Annotated in this window: 17 protein-coding genes; all 17 read left to right on the top strand. The window is 22.2% G+C overall.

The window, feature by feature from the left end; genetic code table 4:
- The first annotated feature begins 12 nt into the window (after positions 1–12).
- A complete protein-coding gene (locus SHELI_RS02250; protein WP_084449234.1) occupies positions 13–735 on the top strand; it encodes a tyrosine-type recombinase/integrase in 723 nt (240 codons plus the stop codon).
- 32 nt (positions 736–767) lie between these two features.
- Positions 768–1,907, top strand: a complete 1,140-nt coding sequence (locus SHELI_RS02255) for a restriction endonuclease subunit S (protein WP_069116282.1) — start codon at positions 768–770, stop codon at positions 1,905–1,907.
- 58 nt (positions 1,908–1,965) lie between these two features.
- Entirely contained in the window at positions 1,966–2,814 is an 849-nt protein-coding gene (locus SHELI_RS02260; RefSeq protein WP_069116284.1) for a DpnII family type II restriction endonuclease, read from the top strand.
- Between the two features lie 10 nt (positions 2,815–2,824).
- The gene (locus SHELI_RS02265; protein WP_069116286.1) at positions 2,825–3,646 is read left to right on the top strand and encodes a DNA adenine methylase; all 822 of its coding nucleotides are present in this window, start codon (positions 2,825–2,827) and stop codon (positions 3,644–3,646) included.
- Between the two features lie 67 nt (positions 3,647–3,713).
- The gene (locus tag SHELI_RS02270) at positions 3,714–5,540 is read left to right on the top strand and encodes an ATP-binding protein (protein WP_069116288.1); all 1,827 of its coding nucleotides are present in this window, start codon (positions 3,714–3,716) and stop codon (positions 5,538–5,540) included.
- Positions 5,533–7,053, top strand: coding sequence for a Z1 domain-containing protein (locus SHELI_RS02275; RefSeq protein ID WP_069116290.1), 1,521 nt, complete (start codon positions 5,533–5,535; stop codon positions 7,051–7,053). The genes SHELI_RS02270 and SHELI_RS02275 overlap by 8 nt, the downstream gene beginning before the upstream one ends.
- 1 nt (position 7,054) lies before the next feature.
- The gene (locus SHELI_RS02280; RefSeq protein WP_157087571.1) at positions 7,055–7,954 is read left to right on the top strand and encodes a hypothetical protein; all 900 of its coding nucleotides are present in this window, start codon (positions 7,055–7,057) and stop codon (positions 7,952–7,954) included.
- A gap of 30 nt (positions 7,955–7,984) precedes the next feature.
- Complete coding sequence (locus SHELI_RS02285) at positions 7,985–9,412, top strand: phosphoadenosine phosphosulfate reductase domain-containing protein (RefSeq protein ID WP_069116293.1); 1,428 nt, start codon at positions 7,985–7,987, stop codon at positions 9,410–9,412.
- A complete protein-coding gene (locus tag SHELI_RS02290; protein WP_069116295.1) occupies positions 9,403–10,566 on the top strand; it encodes a hypothetical protein in 1,164 nt (387 codons plus the stop codon). The genes SHELI_RS02285 and SHELI_RS02290 overlap by 10 nt, the downstream gene beginning before the upstream one ends.
- Positions 10,560–12,086: a DUF262 domain-containing protein gene (locus SHELI_RS02295; RefSeq protein ID WP_069116297.1), complete on the top strand. Its 1,527-nt coding sequence runs from the start codon at positions 10,560–10,562 to the stop codon at positions 12,084–12,086. Before SHELI_RS02290 ends, SHELI_RS02295 begins: the two co-directional genes overlap by 7 nt.
- Positions 12,087–12,117: 31 nt before the next feature.
- Entirely contained in the window at positions 12,118–13,917 is a 1,800-nt protein-coding gene (locus tag SHELI_RS02300) for an RNA-directed DNA polymerase (protein ID WP_069116299.1), read from the top strand.
- A gap of 64 nt (positions 13,918–13,981) precedes the next feature.
- Positions 13,982–14,998, top strand: coding sequence for a hypothetical protein (locus SHELI_RS02305; RefSeq protein ID WP_069116301.1), 1,017 nt, complete (start codon positions 13,982–13,984; stop codon positions 14,996–14,998).
- Entirely contained in the window at positions 14,991–16,736 is a 1,746-nt protein-coding gene (locus SHELI_RS02310) for a coiled-coil domain-containing protein (RefSeq protein WP_069116303.1), read from the top strand. The genes SHELI_RS02305 and SHELI_RS02310 overlap by 8 nt, the downstream gene beginning before the upstream one ends.
- A gap of 78 nt (positions 16,737–16,814) precedes the next feature.
- Positions 16,815–19,097, top strand: coding sequence for an ATP-dependent DNA helicase (locus SHELI_RS02315; RefSeq protein ID WP_069116305.1), 2,283 nt, complete (start codon positions 16,815–16,817; stop codon positions 19,095–19,097).
- Between the two features lie 73 nt (positions 19,098–19,170).
- Positions 19,171–20,205 (top strand): hypothetical protein, encoded by a 1,035-nt coding sequence (locus SHELI_RS02320; RefSeq protein WP_069116306.1) that lies wholly within the window; start codon positions 19,171–19,173, stop codon positions 20,203–20,205.
- Positions 20,206–21,303: 1,098 nt separating this feature from the next.
- The gene (locus SHELI_RS02325; RefSeq protein WP_069116307.1) at positions 21,304–22,011 is read left to right on the top strand and encodes a hypothetical protein; all 708 of its coding nucleotides are present in this window, start codon (positions 21,304–21,306) and stop codon (positions 22,009–22,011) included.
- A gap of 157 nt (positions 22,012–22,168) precedes the next feature.
- The gene (locus tag SHELI_RS02330; RefSeq protein WP_069116308.1) at positions 22,169–22,675 is read left to right on the top strand and encodes a hypothetical protein; all 507 of its coding nucleotides are present in this window, start codon (positions 22,169–22,171) and stop codon (positions 22,673–22,675) included.
- Positions 22,676–25,906: the final 3,231 nt, after the last annotated feature.

Raw genomic sequence — 25,906 nt, forward strand, 5'->3', positions numbered from 1 at the left:
AGGGAATTAAAAATGAAAATAAAAAGCTTTAAGTTATTTTTAGAAAAAAATAACTATTCTAACAATACTATTGTCACATATATTAACATTTTAAGTTTATATAAAAATGATTTTAAAAATATTGTAAAAATTAAAAATAAAATATTAAATAGATATAAAAACGCAAATACTATTCATACTCATTTTAATGTTATTTGCAGTTACATGAAATGAGCATCAGATAAAAGAATAGACATATTGAAACAAATAAAACTACCAAAAATACCGGTAGTATACATGAATGTTTTTACAAAAAAATACTTATTAAAAAAGACTAAGTTAAAAAAAGGTGATTCAGAAACTTGTAAATATAAAAAAAACTTAGTAAAGTTTCTATTTGAGACTGGTATTAGAGCAAATGAGTTGTTCAATATAATAGAGATAAAATCTAAAACTTTGAAAATATTAGGTAAAGGAAATAAAGTTAGAGAAATATTTCATAATTATGAAACCACAAAGTCTATTAAAGAATTTATATATACAACTAAAACCCTAAGATTATGAGTAAAAGAGATTTTAGGCGAAAAATTTACACCTCACTCAATTAGAAGATCAATGGCAACACACCTTTTATTGAATGGTGCTAGCCCTAAAATGGTGATGACACAATTGGGGCACGAAAAAGTAGAAACAACTTATAGATATTTAAATTTGTCTCTAGAAGATAACTGAAAAATATATAATGAATATTTTTAAATACCTTTTATAAGGTATTTTTTTGTTCAATAATGGCTATTTATAAACTAGAAGATTTGGTTATATATAAAAGAGGAGAATCAGACAAAGGATTTTCTAAGTTTAAAGCACAAGGTTTATATCCAATTGTTTCTGCTGGTGTAAATATAAAAGGTTATATAAATAAATATAATAGAGATGAATTAATACCTTCTATCTCGTCATCAGGAGCAAATGCTGGACATATAACAATTATAAATGAAAAGTATTTTGCAGCTGATTGTTTCAGCTTATTACCCATAACTGAAAAAATAAAGTTAAAATACTTAAATTTTATATTAATTAAGAATAAAGATTATATCAAGAAGCAAAAAAAAGGTAGTGCTCAACCACATGTATATTACAAAGATATTAAAGACTTAGAATTGGAAATACCAAATTTAATTGAACAACAAAAAATAATTGACATTATTGAACAAAATGAAAAAATATTTTTAAAATATCCTGAAACAGTTAGAATTGATAATTTGAATAATTGTCAAAGTGATATAAATGCATTAATTGACATTATTGAACCTTTAGAAAATTTAAGAAATAAGATTTTTGAAATAAATAAAAAAGTTATCTCTATTATTTCTAATATTGGTTTATTTATAGTTGATGAAAAAGGGGGAAAAGTGACTATCAATAAGCAAAAGGAAATTAGTTATAAAGAAGGCAATTATATACAAACTGCAGACATAGGTGATTTTAACAATAAGATAAAAAAAATACATTATAATATGAATCCGCTTCCATCAAGAGCTAGACTTAACTTTTTAAATAAAACGCTTTATATATCTAAACTTTTGGGTGAAAAAAAGTTTTTATATAGCGAACATGTAAAAAGTACATTTATAGTGTCTAATGGGATGTGAGGAATAAATATAAATGATGATTTTAAATACTCAATTTATTCATTTTTTTTAAGTGATAAATTTTATGAACTAAAAAAAGTATATTCTACAGGAACCACAATGGTTGGTTTAAATGACAAAAACTTACTAAAAATATTAAGTGGTATTAAAATTACTAAAGATAAAGATATTGAAGCTTCTCTTATATATTTATTTTATTTATTAAGTAACATTTCGTATCAATTAATAAAAGTAGATAAGTTAATTAAGAATTTTTTAAATTTATTAATAAAGTAAGTTTTATAATAGTTGTTTGTGTATTTGAATTTAACAAGTACTAATATATAATGAATATATGAATAAATATGAAAAGAATTTTGAAAAGTTTATGAAAGCATTAAAAAATACTTCATTTGAACTCAAAGATTATGTTGACTTTGAAAAAATAGCTATCAATGTGGATAAAGTTAAAGATGAGTTAAGTATTTTAAATAACTATATAGGAAAAACTCAGCTAGATTTTTATAACTTATTTATAGAAAAACCAGAACTTAAAGTAATAATACCTAGTTTAATTGCGTTAAGGAATAAAAAAGTCTATACAAAATCTAAGGAATATGTTTTTAGTGAAAATATGAGTAATGAAGATTTATTTAAAGCTATTCAAGAAATAGAGTTTTTTAAGTTGTTAGAATTTAAAAAAATAACAAATGTAACAGATTATTTAACTGGAATTGAAGTTGGGATGGACACTAATGCAAGGAAAAATAGATCTGGTACTTTAATGGAAAAACGATGCGAAGATATTTTAAAAGCAAAAAAAGTAAAATTTCATAAACAAATTGATGTTAAAAAATTAGAAGAAAAAATCCCAAATTTTAACTTCAATGAAATTCAACAAGCATTTTCTGGTAAAAATGCACCTAAAAGGTTTGATTTTATGTTTGAATTTAATAATAAATATTACTTAACTGAAGTAAATTTCTTCTCAAATGGTGGTAGTAAGTTGAATGAAACTGCAAAATCTTATATATTATTAAATGAAATTATCAGTAAATATGATAATATCGAGTTTGTTTGAATTACTGATGGAGCAGGATGAAATACAGCAAAAAATCAAATTAGAGATGCATATTTTAAAATAAATTATTTATTTAATTTAGAAGAATTTGAAAATAATAGTTTAGAATTTTTATTAGATTAGGGGTGCATTTATGGCAAAACCAATTTTAAAATGAGCAGGTGGAAAAAAGCAGTTATTAGAAGAAATTAAAAAAAGATTACCAGAAAATTTTAATAACTATTTTGAATTATTTATTGGTGGAGGAGCATTAGCTTTTGATTTAATGCACAAAGACACAATAATTAACGATATAAATACTGAACTTATCAATTTTTATGATTGTTTAAAAAAAGATTATAAAAAAGTCTTAGGTTTTCTAGATTTTTTTATTAAAGAATATAATAAAAACCCTAGGGTTTTTTATTATATTTTAAGAGATGAATATGAAACTATGAGTGAGTCTAAAAGTAAATACTTTAAGGCGGCTAGAACGTTATTGATAAACAAAACTTGTTTTAATGGTTTGTATAGAGTTAACTCAAAAAATAACTTTAATGTACCATGAAATCAAAAAGCTGAAATCATCAATTTATTTGACTTGGATAATTTAAAATCTGTAGTTAATTTTTTAAAAACTGTTAAAATATTTAATAAAAGTTTTGATAATTTCAGAGATGATATAAAAAAAGGCGATTTTGTTTATTTAGACCCACCATATGACAAATTAAATAAAACTACTTTTAACAGCTATAATCCATCAGAATTTACAAGAGAGGATCAAAAAAAATTAAGAGATTTTTGCGATTATATAAATAATGTTGGAGCTTATTTTTTGGTTTCAAATCATTCAACAGAATTTATATTAGATATTTATAAAAACTATAACATTATTTTTGTTGATGCAAGAAGAATGATTAATTCAAATAAAAATGGTAGAGGTTTTATAAAAGAGGTTTTAATATCTAATTTTTAAAAGTTTTTTTATTACATTTTTTTAAATAAACAAAGTATTATGTAAAATATAATAAAAGAGGTAATTTATGAGTGGAATAGATTTTGATAAAGTAAAGACTAAAAAAATTGAGTTTGGAACTACAGTTGATCTTATTAGAAATTATCGCACTACTATGTTTCACATGTTGGGTGAAATTATAGATAATTCAATAGGTTCAATCGGTATTGACATTAGCGAAAATAATAATATTTTAAATAATAGAATTGAAATATTTTTTGAAGAAAAAGAAGTAGACAATAATAAAGTCACAAATCTACATATTACAGATAATTGTGGGGGTATTGAAGCTGATGATAATGTTATTGAAGGTGTAATGGTTTATGGAAGAAGAAAAAACTATTATGAAAAACCCTTTTTTAATGTTTACGGACATGGTTTAAAACAAGCTGCAATCTGATCTGGTGAAAAGCTGAAATTAATATCTAAAAGAAATAATATTGGTTTTGAAATAAATGTTGAATGAAAAGATGATGGAGAACAAAACGAATATACATATCAATATATTGAAAACCCACAACTTAAATTTATGTCTGATAATGCTGATGTAACAAAAGGTACAAAAGTATCGTTTTTTAACATATACACAAATGATGAAACAAAATATTCTCGTTCAAATTATGAATTGCTTGCGAAGTTTCTAGGATGAAGATATGGTAAGTATATTGAAAAAGGATTAAGAATTGAGCTTCATTTACAAGAAAAAGATGGTAAATTTAAAAACGATGTTTTCAAAACTGATAGTAAAACAGATGGTAAGTTAAAAAATGAAGAACCAAAATATGAATCATTTGAGAAATATTTTGAATACTTACAAAAAAAGTTTAAAAACTATAATTTACAAAGATCTGATTTCAATGACTGGTTATACAATGAATTGTCTAGTACAGTTTCTTCTGTTGGGTTGGATGATTGATTAAAATCATGTATATATGAGAATAAAGAATTAGCTTTTAGTGGTGTTTTTGTAACAGATGATAATGAACAAAATGAGTATTCTTATCCTTATAAAATTGGAATTATGGAACTAAATTCTTACTCAAAAAAATCTTATGAAGATTATTATGGTTTATCTATCTATCAAGCATATAGAGCTATTTCGCATGGGCCAAGAGTAAAAGGTAAAAACATTGATTTACCAGAACCATTGTCATTTATGCAACAAGACTCAATTAGAGGTGGTAAATCTGTTGTGAGAAGATTTATAGGTTTTGTAGATGTTGATGACTATGTAGAAAAAAACTTTGACAAAAATGTAATTCAAAAAAGTAAAGAGCTTGTGACTGGACCTCCAGAACTTATGTCAAACTTATTTGCTTATTTTAAAGACACTTATCAATTAAAGTTAGAAAATTTTTTAAATAAGTTAATGTTAATTCAAACCAAAAATTTATATATAGATTATTTAAAAAATAAAGAAATAGATACTGATAATAGTGATGGAAACGGCACATACGATGGTAATGGAGGTTTAACGCCTTTACCACCAAATCAACCTCAACCTGAAAGTGAAGATGGAGGAATTATTAAACCTGGTTCTGGTAAATTAGAAGAACTTAGTTACAAAATTTTAAGTAAAGTGAGAGAACAAAATTTTAATCTTGAATGAGTACCAGAAATAAGCTTCTCAAAATCTACAGTTATAACAAAATTACCTTTGATTTATGACAATTTAATTAAAATATTTGTAAATAAAAATTATTTTGAAAGTTATAAAATTCAAAATAGTAGAGAATTACAAGACTTTTTAGCAAAGCAAGCATTGGAATTCTTTATAGAAGAAGATGAAACTCTTTCAAAAAATGATAAAAAAGTTTTAAGAATTAAGAAAATATTGGGTGATGAAAATGATTAGTCCTAGTGAATTGATTAAAAGGTATAAAGAACAAAAAAATGAAAAGATTACAAAAATAACAAAAGATTTTTTTGATTTTGGAATTGAAGAAAATCTAAAATTTAATGTGAAAAATATTAGCGAAGAAATTAAATTGGATACTTATGATAAAACAAAAAATATTTTAGTTATTGGTGAAGTTCAATCTGGTAAAACTAATAATTTGATTGAAATAGCAGATTTTGTTATAAAAAATGATATTTATGATCACGTTCTATGGTTGTCAGGAACTAATAAAAATTTAGCTAGACAAACTTTTTCGAGATATGGAGCAACTTCATCAGTTAGTAGATATAAGTCGGAATTATTTTTTTATGATAGTGATGCACATAGAACCAATGAAAGTATGTTAATAGATTCCTTATCATCCAAAAGAAAAGTATTATCCTTAGTATTGAAACAAAGCTCGCATTTAAATAGATTTATATCTTGTTTAAATAAAGCGGATTTAGTTAAAAAAAGGTTACTAATAATTGATGATGAATGCGATTATTTTTCAATCAGCAATAATGTAAAAGATCTTAAAGAAGATGGTGGAATAAGAAAAAGTATTGAAGATATATTGGGTTTATTTTCATATAGTAAAACAATTTATATAGGTGTGACAGCAACACCTTATTCAAACTTTAATAGTTCAAAATCCTTAGGACTTTTTCCTAATAAAGCAATATTGCTAAATACAAATTATAGCAAATATACAGGTTTGAGATGATTTAATAAAAGAGCTGATAAAGTTTATGTTATGACACAAAATACAAAGAAAAAGGATACATTTGAAGATTCATTAGAAAAAGGTCTACTTAATTTCTTTTATTCTTACTTAATAAGGATAAAAGAAAATAAAATGACAGAATGTTTAGTTAATATAGACCTAGTTAATTTTCAACATGAAAAAATTAGAAATGATATAGTTACTAAATTAGAAAGTTGAAAATTAGGCTATTCAAGTAATAGTGAACGTATAAAAAATCTAATAAAAACAAAACTAGAATATATGGGCTATAATTGTGATGAAAATAAATTAGAAGAGATATGTGATTTGATAAATAATTTTCACACTAAATTTAATATTTATATATTGAATTCAAGCTCTTCTGAAGAAAATAATGATTACTTGATAAAACAATACGAATCAGGTCAAGAAAGTTGTATCTTAATTGGTGGAGTACTTGTGTCAAGAGGATTTACTTTTGAAAATTTAACAACAGAGGTTATGATTAATGCTCCTGAATCAAAAAGTAAAATTGATGTTTTATTACAAAGAGCAAGATGGTTTGGATATAGAACTGAATATGAAGATTATATTAAAATTATAATGAATGATAAGGTTAAAAAAGCTTTTTTAGAAGCAGAAGAAATACAAATAATGATGATAAATCATTTTGGCAAAAATTGAGTAATTAGTGATATAAATAGTTTATATTTAAGTTTAAAAAGAAAAGAAACTAACTTGGAAAGGTTGAGTATTGGATAATATGGTAGAAATTATTTTAGAAAATAAAAACTCAGGTACTATTTTACAACGTGAATTGAAAGATAAAGAAGTTTTAATGTATAACATCATTAGAAAAACATCAAACAAAGTAGGTAAAATGGATAATTACTCAAAGTTTTATTATTTATCAGCCTTTGAATCAGACTCAAAAGTTTATGAAACTATAATTTTTAAAGAATACTCAATAGTAGAAGAAGAAGCAATTTTAATCTATAACTTTATAAATAACTTATTTGAAGAGGGCAAAGTAAGTAATTTAAAAGAATCAATTAAATATGTTCAAAATACTTTTGGAAGAGTTTTGGGGTTTACAAGAGAAAAAGTGGCTGGTAAAATGGGCGAACTTTTGTTCATTCTCCAATTAGAAAAACAAAATATTGAAATAGCAAAGTATTTTAATAATAATGAAGGAGACTTATTTGATTTTTATATATACAACAATAATAAGTATTTGGAAATAAAAACATCAGTTAAAGAAACAAAAACTGTTACTTTAAATGTAAAACAATTAACTTATAAACCAAATGAAACCAGCTTTGGTGTAGTTATGTTAAAAGAAGACCAAAACGGAACCAAGTTAATTGAGGTAGTAAATGAATTATTAGATTTAAAAGAATGAGATCCTGACTTTAAAGAATACTTAGAAAATTTAAAAATAAATATAGATCACGATATGTTTTGTGAAGACTTAAAGTATGATATTGAAAATGCTTTATATGAACTTTATTTACCAAATAAAATTCAAGAAAAAATACCTTTCTTAGACGAAATATCAAAAGAAGAAATTTGAAATAATGTTGAAAGTATAAAATTAAAAATTAATTTAAGTGGAATTGAAAAAAACAACATAGAAGAGGTTAAAAACTTTTTAGAAATATAATTTATATATATTTAAAAAAGTGAGATAAAAATGAGAGATATAACCAAAAGTTTAGTTGAAGAGTCTATTGATAAAATTAAAGAGATATATTTGCTAAACGAAGATCCATTCTTAATTGGTTTTTCAGGTGGGAAAGACTCAACTTTAACTTTAGACTTGGTACTAAACTCCTTAGAAGAAATATATCAAGAGAATCCAAAAAAAATAACTAAGCCAACATACATAATAAGTTCTGATACCTTAATTGAAAATCCGTTTGTTGTTAAAAGAATTGATGAACTAGAAGATTTTATAAGATCAGGCAAGGTTGATCATTTAAAAATTAACTTTATTAGAGCACAACCTGATATTAATGAATCATTTTGAACTTTAATTATTGGTAGAGGGTATCCTTTACCACTTAATAGATTCAGATGATGTACTAGACATTTAAAGATAAAGCCAATGGAACTGGCATCTTACGAAATCCAAGCAAAACATAAAAATATTGTTAATGTTTTAGGTATAAGAAGAAGTGAATCAAACATTAGAAGAAAAAAGATGGAGGTCTCAGAAACAGAAGACCAATCTTTTTTATTTAAAAATTTTGAAGAAGAAAGAAACATAATTTTTGCACCAATTCAGAAATTTGATATTAAAGAACTTTGAGATTATATGCTTTCAAAAGAAAAAAGTTATTGAAACTCTAACTTTAAAATTCTTTATCAAATGTATCAAGATTCTTCAAAAGAATGTGTAACTTCATTTGATATGTCAGTTGTTGCCAATAAGGCAGATAGTTGTGGAAACTCTAGATGAGGTTGCTGAGTTTGTCCTTTATCTAATAATATTTGAATTGATAATATGTTTTTTAATGGTATTTTAGATTTAGAAGAAGTAGTATCTTTTAGAAAAACTTTACTATATGAAAGAGATTTATTAGAAAATAGATACATTGGTAAACACATTAGAAGCAGAAGTGGGAAAATCTCATTGGGGATTAGAGGATTGCAAAAACTTAAATTTGATGAAATAACTAATACATTTTATCGACCAGCTAAAGGTAATTCTAGAGAAAGAATTGATGTAGTTATTAATAATCAACTTGTAAATGATTATCAAATAATTGAGGAAAATCAAATTAAAGAAATATCTAAGGAAATACTATATAATGATAAAGATGGAGCAAACTTAAAGTATGCTGTAAAAAAACCATATAATGGCTATTTTATTTTTGCTCCTGGACCATATACTCTTACATATAGAATAAATTTACTTGAAAAACTAGTAAGACTTAAAAATGTTATGGACAATAAAACTATAAAAGCAGGAACAGAAGAAGCTGTTATTTCTGTTATAAGCAAAGAGGAGTATGATTTAATAAAATCTTTATTACTAGATTATTCTCAAGCTATTTCTAGTAAAAAATTTAAATCAACAAAATCTAAGTTGGAGAAAATAGATGAGTTATGAAGTTAGAATTTGAAAACTTGTTAATATTCTTGGATGGGTTTAAGTTTCCTAAAAGTTTTAATTTGTCTATAATGGATGTAAGAGATTTGCTAAGAAGACAAGGTTTTTATGATACTATTGAAATTAATCTTATTTTAGAAAAATTTAAAGAGAAAAGACTTATGTCAGAAAGTCACTTTATAACTGAATTTAAACAAGAGCAGTTTTTAAATTATTATGAATCATTTTTTAGCGATGTCACAAATGAAGCTGAAGTAAATCAAAAAAAAGTCGAAAACTCAAATAAACCAATATTTAAACAATTAAAGAGAATAAATTTATTTTCTACAAATTTATTAGAAGAAATTGATAGTCCAAAAAAAACAGATGAGATAAGTGAAATAGATATATCAGAATCTAATCAATTTGTAGAAGAAAAATTCGAGAATATTAAGCTAAGCTTGTCAAATATTTCAGAAATAAATGATAATGAAGAATTTGAAGATATTAAATACGACGACTTTGATGATGATGACAACCAACTTGGTGATGATGACGATCCTTTTGAAGAGGAATCTGACTATGACTTTTCATTTGATGATAGCGAAGGAAAAGATAATGAAGTTTATGACAAAGAACCAACTCAAAAGCAACTACAAAAAATTGAGCAAAGCATTTTTGGTAAAGTTAAAAAATCAATATTTGATTTAGGTAATAAAGTTGAACCAAGTCCAACAAAACACAAAATAGTTACAAGTGATAGTTATTTTTTTCAAAATAATATCCTTTCAAGCAGAAAAAGAGTTTATGTAAACATCTTTGAACTTTTATCAGCTGAAGATTTTGATGATATATATTATTGTTTAGACAATATCTTGAAATATTTTAGTATTATTAATATAGATGAACTAAGTTATTTTTTATTTAGAAATTCTTATTTAGAAATTGATGATGATGACTTTGAAGACATTAAAATTAGACTAAAAAAGTATGTGATTGATAAAGGTTATGAAATAACTAGATTTCCATTATATTTTGATGACAATTTAACTATTGATCAAGAATATAAATTAAAGTTTATTGATAAATATGAGCTCAAAGAATTTCCAGATTGAGTATTAAAACAGCGTGAGTATTGAGGATTACTCTGAATGAATAGAAAAGGGAGAACTATATGGTAGCAGAAAAAATATGTTTTTATGATTTAGTGGGAATAAATGAAGAGGGAAATGTCAATAATAGAATATTATTTACAATTCCTGAATTTCAAAGAGGATATAGTTGAGAGACAGAACAGTTATATGAGTTTCTTGAAGATCTTAAAAAAGGATTTACATTAAGAAATGAACCAGGTTTTTCATCACTTGGTGTATTTTATTTATATACAAAAGATCAAACTAACTTCGAAATTATTGATGGTCAGCAAAGATTTACTACAACTTTGATTGTTCTTGAAGCAGCAAAATCAACACTATCAGTTAAAAATTTTAAACATAGTATATATAATGAGGATAGAAAAAGAATATTGAGTGGTTATTCAAAAGATTCTCAGTTAGAAAAAATATATAAAGAATTTTTTGATTTTTTTATTAGCAATAAAGGTAAAAGTGATGAAAATTTAGTTGATGATACTACTGTTAAAAATATGATTAATACGTATCAAGATGTAAAAGAATATATATCTGAAGAATTTCCAACAGATGATGCAAAAAATGAATTTTATAATTATTTATTGCATGAAGTACATTTTTGACCATACATTGAGAGAAATGATGATGTAAAAATTGATCTTTTTATGAAATTAAATAGTAGGGGAAGACAACTGTCATTTTCAACACTTTTAAAAAGTTATTTGTATTCAATCGATGATATTGAACTTGTAAATCAAGGTATGCAAATTTCTAAACAATCTGTTTTTGCAAAATTTTATGAAGAAAGCATTGAAGAACCTTTAATGAGTAATTATTTAAAAGCAAAAAAACTTGATGCAAAAGAAAGATTTATTCAAGCTAGTGCAGCTAATTTTTTACATTTAAACTCATGAAAATACATTGATGAATTTAAAAATGAGGATGAACCTTTTTCTCAAGCAAAAGCTGTTTTTATTGGTTATACATGATTGCTTAAAGATTTATTCAAGAGATTAAAAGCTTTTAATGATGGTGATAAAGCAGTAGCATATGGTCAAGAATTTATGAATGATTTAAAAGTTTATATGATTAAATATGTAAAGTATTGTGTAAATTATGAACATGATATTTGTAAAAAATTAGCAGATATATCAATTGTTAAATATAATCCTTTGATAGTTTGACTTGATATATATGCAGAAGCAAACAAGTTAGATAAAAAAGTATTAAATGAAATTTTTGAACTAATATTTGTTTATCTTTATTCACGTAGATTAAGATGATTTGTTGAAAATAAAAGTCAATTAGAATTTGATCATAAAACAGATCAATTGAATCCGAGAAATTTAAGTTATGCTGAAATTGCTAGAAAAGTTACAAGAGAGACTCTAAAATTTGAAGATATTGCTCAGGAATTAAAAAGTCTTTTAAATGAAGAATTACTGGAAAAAGTTAAAGCATTTTTTGATGGTGATTTTGAAATATGAAAAAAATCAAATATGTTTGAAAAAACAATTCAATATAAAGATTATTATTTAGAGTTGCTTGATAAATACAATATAAAAATTTAAAATGATAATTTAATTAGAAAAGGGGTATGAAATGAAAATAAGTGATTTGATAAGTAGTATAAATAAAAATAAAATTGATAAAAGAGAATTAAATGTATTTTTTTGTGAAGGACTATTTAATGATCTGCCTAATTGCTTTATAACGAAGGATAGTAAAAAAATTGTATTACAGGTTTTAAATTTTTTAAATACAACAAAATCTGAAAAGTATACATTATTTAAGAAACCAGATTTCTTGAAAGATTTTTCTAATAACAGTTCTTTTTCAAATATAATTAAATATATCAAGAATTCAACTAAATATAATGATAACAAAAATCAAAGTAAAGGAATTCCATCAGCAAAGTTTTTTATACATAAATCAGACAATACCCTAAGAACAATTAGAATACCTCATTTTTTAAATCATTTTTTAATTTTTTTATTTCAAATAGCTAATAAAAATATTATAAATCAAATTATAAATTATAATAATAACAGCTTAGCTAAATTATTAACTAAAGGAAAAATAAACTTAAAATTTCAATATAATAATGACTATACAATTTGAAATAGTAAAGATTATGTATTTATAAATAATAATTTACTAATAAATAATTACGCAGAAAACAAGCTGAAAAAGTATGAGTTTATATTAGGAAATACAAAAATTTTAAAGTTAGATATAAGTAACTTTTATGACAGCATATATACACATTTATATGGACAACCAAAATATTTGAGTTTTATAAAACAAGTATATGATGAAAATAAGTTTTCAAAAGTTTCATTCGACTCATGAACTAATTTTGCAAATACCATTGATAATTTGATACAAATACAAAATGAAAGTCAGACAAATCTTTTAATTACTGGCCCTTATACATCACATATTTTTTCTGAATTGTTGCTTGCTTATATCTGTTTTGAGTTAAAAAAAAATATAGGTGAGAATTTTTTATTTTATAGAGATGATTTTGAGTTTTTTGGAAACGATAAAACTAATTTTAGTTATATACAAAGTTCGTTTGAAACTATACTGCTAAAGCTAAATCTCAAGATAAATTCATCAAAAGTTGCTTTAAAAAGTTTTAATGATTTTAATGATAAAACTATAATGAACTTTAACTTTTTACAAAATATTTTAGTTAAAAACTCAGTTTGACAAACTAAAGCTAATGATATAATAACGTTTTTTGATACAGTTGACCCTAAAAACATGAAGTACTGCTTAATTATTTTCTATAAATTATTAAAAGATAAAGAAAAGTATATTAAAAAATATTTAGAATTTGATAAAATAGCTGAAAAACTAATAATATATTTTTTAAATTTGATGATTATAAATTCCGATCTAAGCAAACATGTAACGGAATTGGCTCTATATTTACATAAATTTCTTTTAGATAAAAATGATTTTAAAAATAGGGTAATAAAAGTGATACAAGAAAAATTTGAAGAATACAATCAACTATCTCATATATATCTATTTTATATACTAGTTAAAATCAATATTAACGTTAATGAATTAATATTGATAATGAATAATATTAAAAAAATAAATGTTTTCACTCTTTCAATCATAATAAGATATGCAAGAAAAAAAATTACACAAATTAATACAAAAAGTCAAAAAGTTTTAAATAATTTAGTTAATTTTCATATAGATTTAACAAAAAAAGTATATACAAATATTTGATTTAGCGATTATTTTTATGCTTTTGTAGAAGCGGCAAAATTAAATAAAATGTGAAAATTAAATAATAAAAGAAATTTTATAACAAACATACCAAAAATTACTGATAAATTTATTAATTTTATTATAGATGATATTGAATTTATAAGTTTTTAATTTTTTTATATCTTTTACATAAACTATTAGTTTATAACTTATAATTTATGTAAGGAGTAAATTTATGAGCAATGAATATAATAAAAAAATTATATCTCTTAGTTCAGATTTGATAGATAATTCTGGAATATTTGGAGTTAAAGGATATAACTTTCAAAAAATATATCTTATATATTTTTTACTTATTAAAAAAAACTATGATATTACAGCTTTTTATGAGCAAGGTGAGGATATAACTTTTTTAGAAAGTAAAAATAATAACCCTATTAATATGTTGCTTTGCCAAGTTAAATCTAAATTTACAAAAAGTAACTCAGTTGCATTAAACACATTCAAAAATAGCATTGAAACATTGATTAAAAAAATTGAGTATTTTGACAAAAAAAATTCACATATTTATACATGTGGCAGATTAGTGTTTAGTGGTATTATTAATTATAATAGAAAACCGATTAAGAATTTGACAAGTTATGGAATGATAATTAACAACAATAATTATAATTTTTTATACAAAATAGAAAATAAATTATTTATAGAATGACTAAATATTGAACAAAGCCAACAAATCATTTTAATATCTAATCAGCTAAAAAAAATTTATAAAAATGAGCTAGATAATGATAGACTTATAAAAATTATTAGAATTTTATTGGGATCAATAGATGAAGTTGTAGATAAAATAAATGTTGAGAGTAAAAATAGTGATATTTTAAACGACCAAAAAGGGTTAAAATATAGCAATATCATAGATGCGGTTGAAGATACACTTTTTTTGGACAAAAGTTCAAAAAAATTTATAGAAAATTTATTTGATGATGTATTAAATGACTTAAATTTAAAAAGCATTGAAAAGGAAATATTCTATAACTATAGTTCTTTAGAATCTAAATATAAATGAGGAGTTTTTAACCTATATGATGAAATGAAAAATGATATAAATGATAAAAAAATAAAGGGAAGAGCTCAATTAAAAGGTTATTTAGAGGAAAAATTAGAAAATAATAAAGAAGAAAATACAGCACTAGATTTAGCATATTTATATATAGAAGGAATTATCTTAATGGAGGATAGAAATGAGTAGTGTAAAAATAAATTCATTGGGTATATATAATATTGAGGGTGCAGGTTCTTATAGACATTATTTTGAATCGGGTTTTAATATAGTTTTAGGAAATAATAGAGTGGGTAAAACAACTCTTGCACAACTACCTTTTTACACATTGGGTTGTTCAACTCAATTAGAAGATATAAGTGAAGTATATAAAGATTTTTTAACTTTTGTTGAATTGGAAATAGATAAAACTATATACTATTTTTTTAGATTAAAATCTAAAAATTACAATCACAATTTATTTATACTAAACAAAGAATTTAAAATTATATGAAAGGGTAAATCTGGTTCAAAAAAAGGGGAAAACATACAAAATTACTCACAAAAAATTTTAGAGTTATTTGATCTAGGTGACTTAAAAATAAAAAATGATTATAAGGATAAAACTGTTTTTGAAAGTCCATACACAGGTATTTTGTTTGAGTTTTTTTATATAAGTCAATCTTTTTGAGGAAAAGATTGAAAGGTTTTTAATTCTGATTTAAAAAAAATTGATAAAAAAAGTATACCTTTTATACATGGTTTTTTATCAGAAAAATTTTATAAAAATGATTTAGAAGAATGAATAAAGTATTTCACATCCGATTTTGATGTAAAATCAAAAAATGAGTATTTAGTCAAATTGAATTTTTTAATTAATAAGTTAAGTGAAAAAATTATTTCTGACCAAGATATTAAGCAAAATTTAGAAATAAATAATAAAGCAATAAAAATATTAAAAAATAAAAGCGAGTTAGAACAGAAATTAATGGACTTATCAAAAGAACAAAAAGAGATAGAAATAAAGATTAATCAACTTAAAAAACAATTAGGTTATAATAATAAAAACATTTCAAATCTAAGTTATTTAGAAAAAGAGTATGGAGACTTTTATTCGAAAGTAACATTAGAAGAAAATAAAGTTCATAAAATATATTTTAAGGATTTAATGGAATTTAAAGTTAAAAAAGAGTTAAATAAAATAAATAAAGAAACCGTTTTGGAAAAAATTAAATTAAAAAACAAAGAAATAAATAATATAAACAAAGAAATAATGATGTTAAAAAATAAGATAAAAGATGCAGATATAACAATTAATGAATTGGGTCTATTATCAAATGAGTTAATAGAAAAAGATTATGATTTAAAAATAAAACAGATAATAGAGAAAAGCCGAATAGAGTTTAAAAACATAAAAAATGAAGTAAGTAATATAAATATGGAAAAAAGAGAGGCAAAAAAGCTAGTAGATAGTCTTATAAAAAAATTTGAAGATTATGATAAAAACTTGTCAGATCAATTAAAAAATATCATAAACAGTTTAAAACTTAAATATGATATTAATATTAATTGTTTTATTGTTAATAGCAAAGTACACTCGGGCGCTGCAGCTACAATATATAGTCTTTCTAAACTATATTTAAACTTTATTAATTTTTCTAAGTTGAATTCATTCTATGTTATTGATTCACCAAGAGAAAAAGAACAAGATGAAGATACAATTACAGCTAGAAATGAATTACTGAATAAATTTCTTATTTCTAACTTAAATGAAAAAAAGCAAGTAATTTTATTTACAGTAAAAGACGATTTTAATTTAGATAAAAACAAAATAAGTATATCAAGAATTGAAAGACAACCACAAAGTTTATTGACTGATGAAAATTATGAATTTAGAAAATGAATAGAAAACAATGTTCTAGAAATTTTATTAGAAAAAAACATTTAAAAAATTTTAAAGATTGTTTATTTTGTTCAATACTATATTTTATATCAATTTTTAATAAAAACAAACGAGGAAAAAATTATGTATAAAAAATACAACAGAGGTATAATCGAAAGAGTTGAAAACAATAATCTATATTTAAGGGTAAATAATATTCTTCTAGAGTTTTCGCTTGAAAACGTAAATGAAGAATTAGTTAGATTACTTTCAAGAAGTATAAATCATACAGTTGTTGTAGAAATAAAAGCATATTGATTTATAACAAGAAGTGAAGCCAAAATTGTTCAAGTATATGATGAACAATCTTTTGACTTCTTTTTATTTGAAACTTTTTTAGATGTTTATAGTTATACATTTTCTAGAAATAATTATAACTTTTCTTCTTTATACTTAATAAACAGATTTTTAAATCAGGTTAATAGATCTCATAATATATTTGAATGATTTTTGACTGAATATAATTTAGTTAATACACCGTTTTATAATTTGATTATGTTTTTTTATAATAATCAATTAGATTTTGAATTAATAAATGAGTTTTTTTATCCTAGTTTTACATTAGACCTAGATACATTTACAGATCAAATATTAGAAAAAATTTATAACTATATAAAAAACATCACTATTTATATTGATATTAACAATTATTATCAATCAATTTATGATTTTTTACTATCAGCTAGATTTAGAATGAATGATATTCAAATACAAGCATTATATTTTGCTTTAAAAATGTATCGACAATGTTCAGAAACAGAAAGTGTTTGCTTAGATGTTTTAGAATGAGAAATTTTAAAATACTCTAAAATTGATGAATCACATGATAATAACTACTTAATTCATGTTGATCAAATTATTGAATATTGTTTAGAAAATAATTTAATTAATAATGAACTACAACATTTATTTTATCCTTCAATTTATTTTGATTATGAACAAGGACTTGCAAATAAATTATTAGCATTACATGCAAGAAATAACAATCAATTTTACTTTTTAGAAGATTATATTTTAAATCAACAAATTGAAACTTATTCAGATTTAAATCCAGATCAAGTAAGAGCTATAAATACATTTATGAACAATAAAGTTTGTTTAGTAAGTGGGGGAGCTGGAACTGGTAAAACAAGATTAATTCAAACACTAGTTGATATTGTTAAATTTAATGATAAAGATGCAATAATAAAGATATGTGCACCATCAGGAATGGCTGCTAATAATGTTAAAAACTCATTTGATAAAGATTATACTGATTTAAGTATTGACACAATTCATAGAATGTTAAAAGGAAGAGGTTTAAATAACTTTAAATATAATATAAGCAATAAATTAAATTGTGATGTTTTAATTATTGATGAATGTTCAATGATTGATTTAAGAATGTTTTATCATTTACTAATAGCTACAGATAATAATATTAAAAAAATTGTCATGATTGGTGATGTAAATCAACTACCTTCAATTAATGTAGGAAGCGTTTTTGAAGATTTGATTCATGCAAATATATTTCCAACAGTTTATTTACATGAAAATATGCGACAAAGTGAAAATTATGAACTAATTAACTTTGCTAATAGAATAATTGATGTTAACAATGGATTTACAGCTGAAGAAATAAATCAAATTATTGATAACAACAATATGGAAAATATTACTTTTTGATTTAATAATGAACCAACAGAAGTCTATGATTTAATAGTTAATCAGTATAGAAATATTGATCTTAGAAATGTAAGACAAAAAGCTTGTCAAGTAATATCAAATGTTAATGATATCAATAAAGATGGATTGTATGCAACTCAAGTATTAAATCAAAATATTACAAATGCGTTATTAAACAATAATAATAGAACTTATGGTTTTTTGGCACTAGAAAGAGTTATTGTTAAAAAAAATTTATACAAACATAATTCAAATCTAAACTTTGATCTATTTAATGGCGATATTGGAGTTGTGTTAAATATTGAAAATCGAGATGTTGCAAGACAAAATAATGAGACTCAAAGTTTACAATGAGCAAGAATTAGATTTGATGCAGGTATTATTGAAGTATATGTTGATGAACAAAGAAGAACCACTTTAGTTAACAAAGGTGAAGCAGAAATACAGTTAGAATCTGCTTTTGCAGTCAGTCTACATAAACTACAAGGTGGAGAGTATAATACAATTGTTTATGCAGTTGCAGGTAGTGGAGCAAGTGGTAACTTCCACTCAAAAAGAACTGCTTATACAGCTATTACCAGAGGACGACAAAGAGTATTTATTTGTGGTAATCGTGAAACTTTTGTTCAACAAGTAACAACTGATTATCAAAATCCAAGAACGAATTTAATTAATTTATTAATAGCAAACAATGATGACTAAATTAAGTCATTTTTTAATTTAAAATCTATAAATGTTTTTAATAAGTTATAATAAATATGAAAAGAGAGAAAGAATGAGACATTTTTTAAAATTATTATTAAGTATAAATTTTTTAGTTTATCCCGCTAGTATGGTTGTTAGTTGTAAACCAACAAATGCTCCAAAAAGAACAGAAGAACCAAATGAATTACCTGAAATTGATTTGAATTACCTTCAGTGAGATGATTTTTATGCTGGAGAATCATTACAAAATGCAGGAGATAAAATATTTGATAGAATTAAAAACTACGTTTATACTAACAATAAAAATATAGACAGAACTTATTTGTTTCAAAGTAAATGAGAAGATTTGTTTAGTTTTAGTTACTCAAAAGATGATGTTGTTTATTTAAGTGAATTTGGTAGTAAAAAGAACTTGCATAATCTTATTTTTAAAGCCAATAAAACGATTGAATTAATTCCTAAAGTATATAAGAATTTTCAAGCAATAAAAAATCAATTTAGATTTAAAACTAAAAAAGCATCTATTAGTTTAAATAAGTCTATTATTTTAGAAGCTGGACATAAAATTGTTTATTATAAAAAAATGGTAAGCGATATAGTAGATTTATATCGCGTCAATATTTTATCGAGTGTTATTCAATATAATAATGACTTTTATTTTGAAGGATATGAAGGTTTAAATAGCGAAAACCTTTTGATTGAAAAAAATACTAAATCAAAAATTACAGCAAATAAAGATTCAGAATTTATTTCTGGTAGTGTTGATGTTAATTTTAAATCTATAAATATTTCTTTAAATAGTGAGAATAAATTTACAAATAAAATAGATTTGAATTTGAGTCAAATATTTTATTTTAACAAGCCAAATAATACAGAAGAAGATTTTAAAAAGTATGAAGACGATTTAATAAAAACAGTTGAAAAAACATTTATAAAAAATGTATACACAGTTGAAAGAGATGTTGACTATAAAATAGAGTTAATATACGATCCAAATAATTCGAATATGAAAAAACTAAATAAAATAAAGATAAAAGCGCTACCTTCTTCTAAATACATGGAAGGTGAATGAGAAATTAGTCCTAATAGAAAATGGGGCGAATAATTTAGAAAGATTTTTTTAATAAATTTGTAAAATAGATTTTTTAGCTAAATTTGCATATAAAAAATGTTTGTTTTAAAGTGATTAATAAGTTACTATCTTCATGTTGAATAATTGCTTTAAGTAGTTTACTTACAATATCTTATGGTTAGTTTAGATATCATGACATTAGTGAGCTAAGTGGTTATGAAGTATTATTAAGTCAGGAATTAAATAATTTATAAAGTCAAGAGATGTATTTAATATATCTTTTAAATTAAAAAAAATTTTATACCAGTAAAATCAGAAAATAATTCAAGATCAGTTACTGTTATTGTTGATAAAAAAACTAATATTAAAAAAATTTTCAAATTTTTATGTAATCTCAATGTAAAAAAAATAATTAAGTTAATTTAAAGAAAACATTTAAATTAACTTATGATAGATTTTTAATTATTTTTTATTTATTGGTACAAATAATAATCAATAAGAATCTGTAATGAAGAATTTGAATTAATATTTAATTTTTAGAAGGATATATTTTCATCATATCTCGAAAAAAATTTATAAAATATTGACTACACTGTAAAATAAATTAACCAAGCTAAACTTAAAAAAACTAAAGTTAAAGTTAAATAAATTGCTACAAGTAAGGAATAAAAATCAAAAACTAGTGGAAATTTATTTTTTTTCTAGTAAAAAGAATGAGAAAAAATAGCTTTAAAAATTTTTTTAGGCAAGCTAGTAAATTAATGCCTATAATTAAGAGCTTTCTTTAGTTGATAGATTAGAAAACATCCTTTAGGTTTTGTAGCATAACTAATAAATGATTTTTTATTAAAAAAAAGCAGTTTTTAATAAAGCTTAAAAAATAGATGTTAATAGAAGAGAATCGCTTAGTAAATCTCGTAAAATAAGCGTTCATTCAAGAGTGGTAATCGTGAAACTTTTGTCCAACAAGTAACGAGTGATTATCAAAATCCAAGAACAAATTTAATTAATTTATTGATAAGAAATATTGATGACTAAATAAATTTACTAATATAAAAAAATAATAGCCCTCTATTTTTATCTAATATGATATAGTAAAAATAAATTAAAATGAATTTTGAGGAGGTTATCATGTTCTGGTTATATATTGCATTACCATCTACAACTAGTTTATTTTCAGGAGTTTGATGTTATATAATAGCATTTTTAATATATCAAAGAAAATATTGAAATATTAAAAAACATTTTGGTATTACTCCTGTGTTTTTCAAAAAGGAAAATAAAGTTGTATATTGCTCATTTTATATATTCGCATTGTTAAACACATTAGGTTTTATTGGATTTATTTTTATTTATCAGTTTTATGAAAGTGACTATATTTATTATTTAATAACAATTTTAGTTATATACATATCTTCAATTATAGTATTGATAATCTTATATATAAAATTTAATAAAAATTACACAAAAAATATCATATACACAAAAGATCAAGAAATAGATAGTTTAATTACTAATAATTTAGAATTAGCAAAAGAATATGACTTGATATCAATAGATAAATACTTGGACATAATTCAAAATAAAATTGTTAAAAAAATGTTAGTTCTAGTTCAAAATAATTATCTTAAAAAAATCAATGGTGATTTAAATAACCAAGAATTAATAAAGTTATATTTATATTACATTCGCAATAATGCATATGTTTTAGATCAAATGACAAAAACAGAAGTTCATAAGAATTACAATATTATTAATTATATGGATGAAATAAAAAAAATGATGCTTCAAAACTTCTGATATAATGTATATAATAGTTCAAAAAAGCAAGATAATTAAAGTTGCAAAAAATAAAGTCTACACAAAAAATGTGTAGTTTTTTTTTAAAATATATTATACTTAAAGTATAGTTAATATAAATTATTAATATATTTATTTTAAGTAAATAAATAATTAAAAACAATGAATGAAAGTGTTTAAAATAGGTCGTTAATTTATGAAAAAAATGTTAGTATCTTTATCAATTATAGCTATGATACAAACTTCTTGTATGATGCCAGTTTCATGTAAAGGGAATGGCATGATTTTTAATACAGAACAAAATATTTATAGTAAACCAGAAGAATTTCTAAAATTAAAAAATTATTTAATAGCAAGATATACATTATTTAAAAATCATGAAGATATAGAGGAAAAAGTCTATAATTTTTATTCTGGCAAAAGAGCTTATACATTTGATAAAAACTGAATCCCTAATCAAAAAGGTTATTATGTACAATATAGTTTTTTAGAAGATAGCGAAAACTTTTACAATTTAAAAGTAACATTAACAGATATTATAAAAGTAGATGATGGTGATGAATATAGTGATAATTATAAAATAGATGAATTAAACACTGAAAGTAAGGTTATTAAAATACAAAAAAACAAAGCTGTTCAAGATATTTTACTAGATATGTATTTGTATAATATTTCTGATAAAGATATGATTTATAACAAGTAAACTAAAAAATATAAAGTTAAACTTAAAATTAAAGTTCTAAATTATAAAGATTTAGAAAACGTTAGCTTTGAAACTTTGGGATATGATCATGATTCTCGCATAATTGTTAAAGAGTATGATCAAAATGATTCATCAACAATTAATATTGAAACTTTCGATTTTGATAATAAAGATTTGATTGGTTTATATTTATTTGAATTATACGTTATGCAAATAACGCTAACACAGCATACGCACTTTTTTATAAAAGATCACTATAAAGCAAAGGGGAGGATATTATGTTAAAAAAATATTACTTGCTTCAGGGTTAATGGGTTTATTGGTTTCTAGTAGTTCAAATATTTATTCTTGTTCAAAAGAAAAAAAAAAAAAAATACAATCATACCAGTTTCATCATCAGAAATTATGATTTTAATTCACATTATGTAATAAAAAAATTACCAATTTAATAATAATATGTCCTATTTAATTTTTGTAATTATAACATTTGTTTAGATTTTAAATTTTATTTTTTAATATGAAGTTAACAAATAAATTTTATTATCAAAATTTATGATTGTAAATTTTTTAAAACTCTTGATGATATGTATTAAGAAATAATATATTAATCTAATGTAAATTTTTAATATATTATTTATAAAATTTAATAGGATAAAAATTAATTATTACTTACTTTTTTCAAAATTTTAATATATATATTTATATAAAAAATTATTTTAGTTTGTTTATTTAATTACTTTTGTAATATTATTTTATGCTTGCCAAGGTGTTTTTTATTACTATTTTATTCGCAGTATATAAGTTTTTTATTTCAATAGTTAAAAAATTTTTATTAAACTTTAATCTAGCATAAGATTGTGAATAACCATAAAACTCTTTATTAGTTTTTAGTTAAATATAATTTAATTGACTGATACATTTTAATTAATATAATGCATATTTTATAATATTTTATGTAGTTTCTTGCCTACTAAATAACCTGCTTTTTACAGATTTGTTAATCATAATGTGTTATTTTTTTATAAACTACTTTATTCATTTATTATTTAAAGCATAACTCTAAAAAAAAGCATCTAAATTTTGTTTTTTTTCAATAATGTGTAGATATTTTAATTTAGTTATAACATGTAAATTAATATTCAAAACGTTATTCATTAAATCTAAGTAATTTATATTAACTTAATTTCTATCTTTATTTTTATACAAGTTTTAAAGATATATTAGTATATATTTTAATGAAAATTTGCTCTAATTTTCCAACAATTTTATCACAAATTAAAATACTGAAGTAAATTTTTATCCTTATATAGTTTTAACTATATATTCAGTTCTTTTATTTTTGTATAATTTTTATCATTGTTATTTAATTAAAAGTCAAGACTAACGTTTCTAAATTACTCATGATTTTGATGTATAAATTTTCTTGATTACCTTGGTTTGAATGATGTTTAAAATTATTTGTGTATTTTATAGTTATCTAATTACTTTAAATTTTATTTGTTTCAATATGTCTAAACTATTTTTTCATATATTTTCCACAAGGTAGATTTTACTTTTGACATAGTTTCAATTATCTATATTAATGTAAAATTTTATCTACTAATGTTAAATCAATAAATTTTATAGTAAAATAAATCTTCTTAGAAAAGTAGAGGTACATAAATGAAGAATATATTTTGATTGTAAAACCTATTAGAATTATTTTATCAGTCACAAATGTTATTTAATGTGTAGATGAAACTTAAAGTTAAGGTAAGAATTTGTTGAGGTTATAAAGATACAACTTCATTATATGGTATAAGCAAAGATTTTAATATAAAAAACATTAAATCTACGAAATTAAAAGGATAGGAGCTATATTTTAAATTATTAATAGTATTTAAATTTAAGCGAAGATAACCACATTACATCGATGATGATATTAATGAAAATATTAAAAATATTTAGGTTTTAATTACGATGCAGTTGTTATAATTGCTTGAGGTTATATAAAATTAAGAATCTGTAGGCTATGGTTTAATATAAAACTATTAACAGATTTATATTTTGGTAAATTTATTTTTAGCATAAGAAAATATCATTGATAGTGTAGCTCAATATTTGTTATATTCAGTACTTTATAATTAATGTAATTATCATTAAAGATTGTCTTATATTGACATAAATTTTAAATCATAACAGATTATTAATAAAAATATTTTATACAATACCTAAAATAAATTTAAAATTAATAAAGTGTTTTTTTTATATAGATTCTTATTTATTATTGTTATTTTTATATCAAGCTTTGACTAAAAAAGATAATCTATGATAATTAATAATACAAAAGTAATTACAGCAAGTTCTGTATTAATATATGATGTTAACACAAGTACAATTGAGATTTAAAATAGAAACAAGAATATAATCAATACTAATTTGTATAATTTAATTGTATAAAACAAAAGAAACTATTAATAAATTTCTAAAAATTAGAATGGATTATAAACTTTTTACAAAGAGGACTTAACAAAATGACTTTACTATTTTTTATTGAAAAAAATTCAATTTTAAATTAGTTGTAAATATTTTATTTTTTTCAAAATTTGGTCATTTAAAATGTTCAAAGAATTGAAGAACTAAGCATAAAAGTAAGGATCAATTATTATAATTATATTTTAAGACCATTAAATAATCATTTATATGAAAAATAATAACTTAAAAATATTTAGGAGATAGAACCATTGAATATTATATATTAGATTCATAAAGACATAGTAATTTATAAAATATAAAATTCAATGCACATATAATAAATCAAATATTTATTACTGATGTAAATTTTATAAAGATTAAATCAAAAAATATATATTAGTTTATTAAAATAACTAATATTATTCTAAAACTGTTAATAAAAAACTTTATAATAGACCTAATGATAAATTATGTTATAGGAACTTATTTTTGCAATAAAAGAAAGTTAACCTTTTATAATTTAATATTACAAATACAGACTTTATATAAATAGACTTTAAAAGTTTATGTGGTGCAAATATAAAAAATATATATATGTAAGAAGAGTAACTTACCTAATAATGTTTCATGTAAATTTGTTATCGGTACAATAATGATTTAGTACATTTATTAATTTAAATCAAATTATTTATTTCATTCAAATAACTTTTTATTAATTTTTGATTATACTGGTTTTTATATTTGCGATAGATCTATTCGAAATAAAAAAAACTCCAT

Origin of the sequence: Spiroplasma helicoides (assembly GCF_001715535.1) — a bacterium.
GTDB lineage: Bacteria > Bacillota_I > Bacilli_A > Mycoplasmatales > Mycoplasmataceae > Spiroplasma_A > Spiroplasma_A helicoides.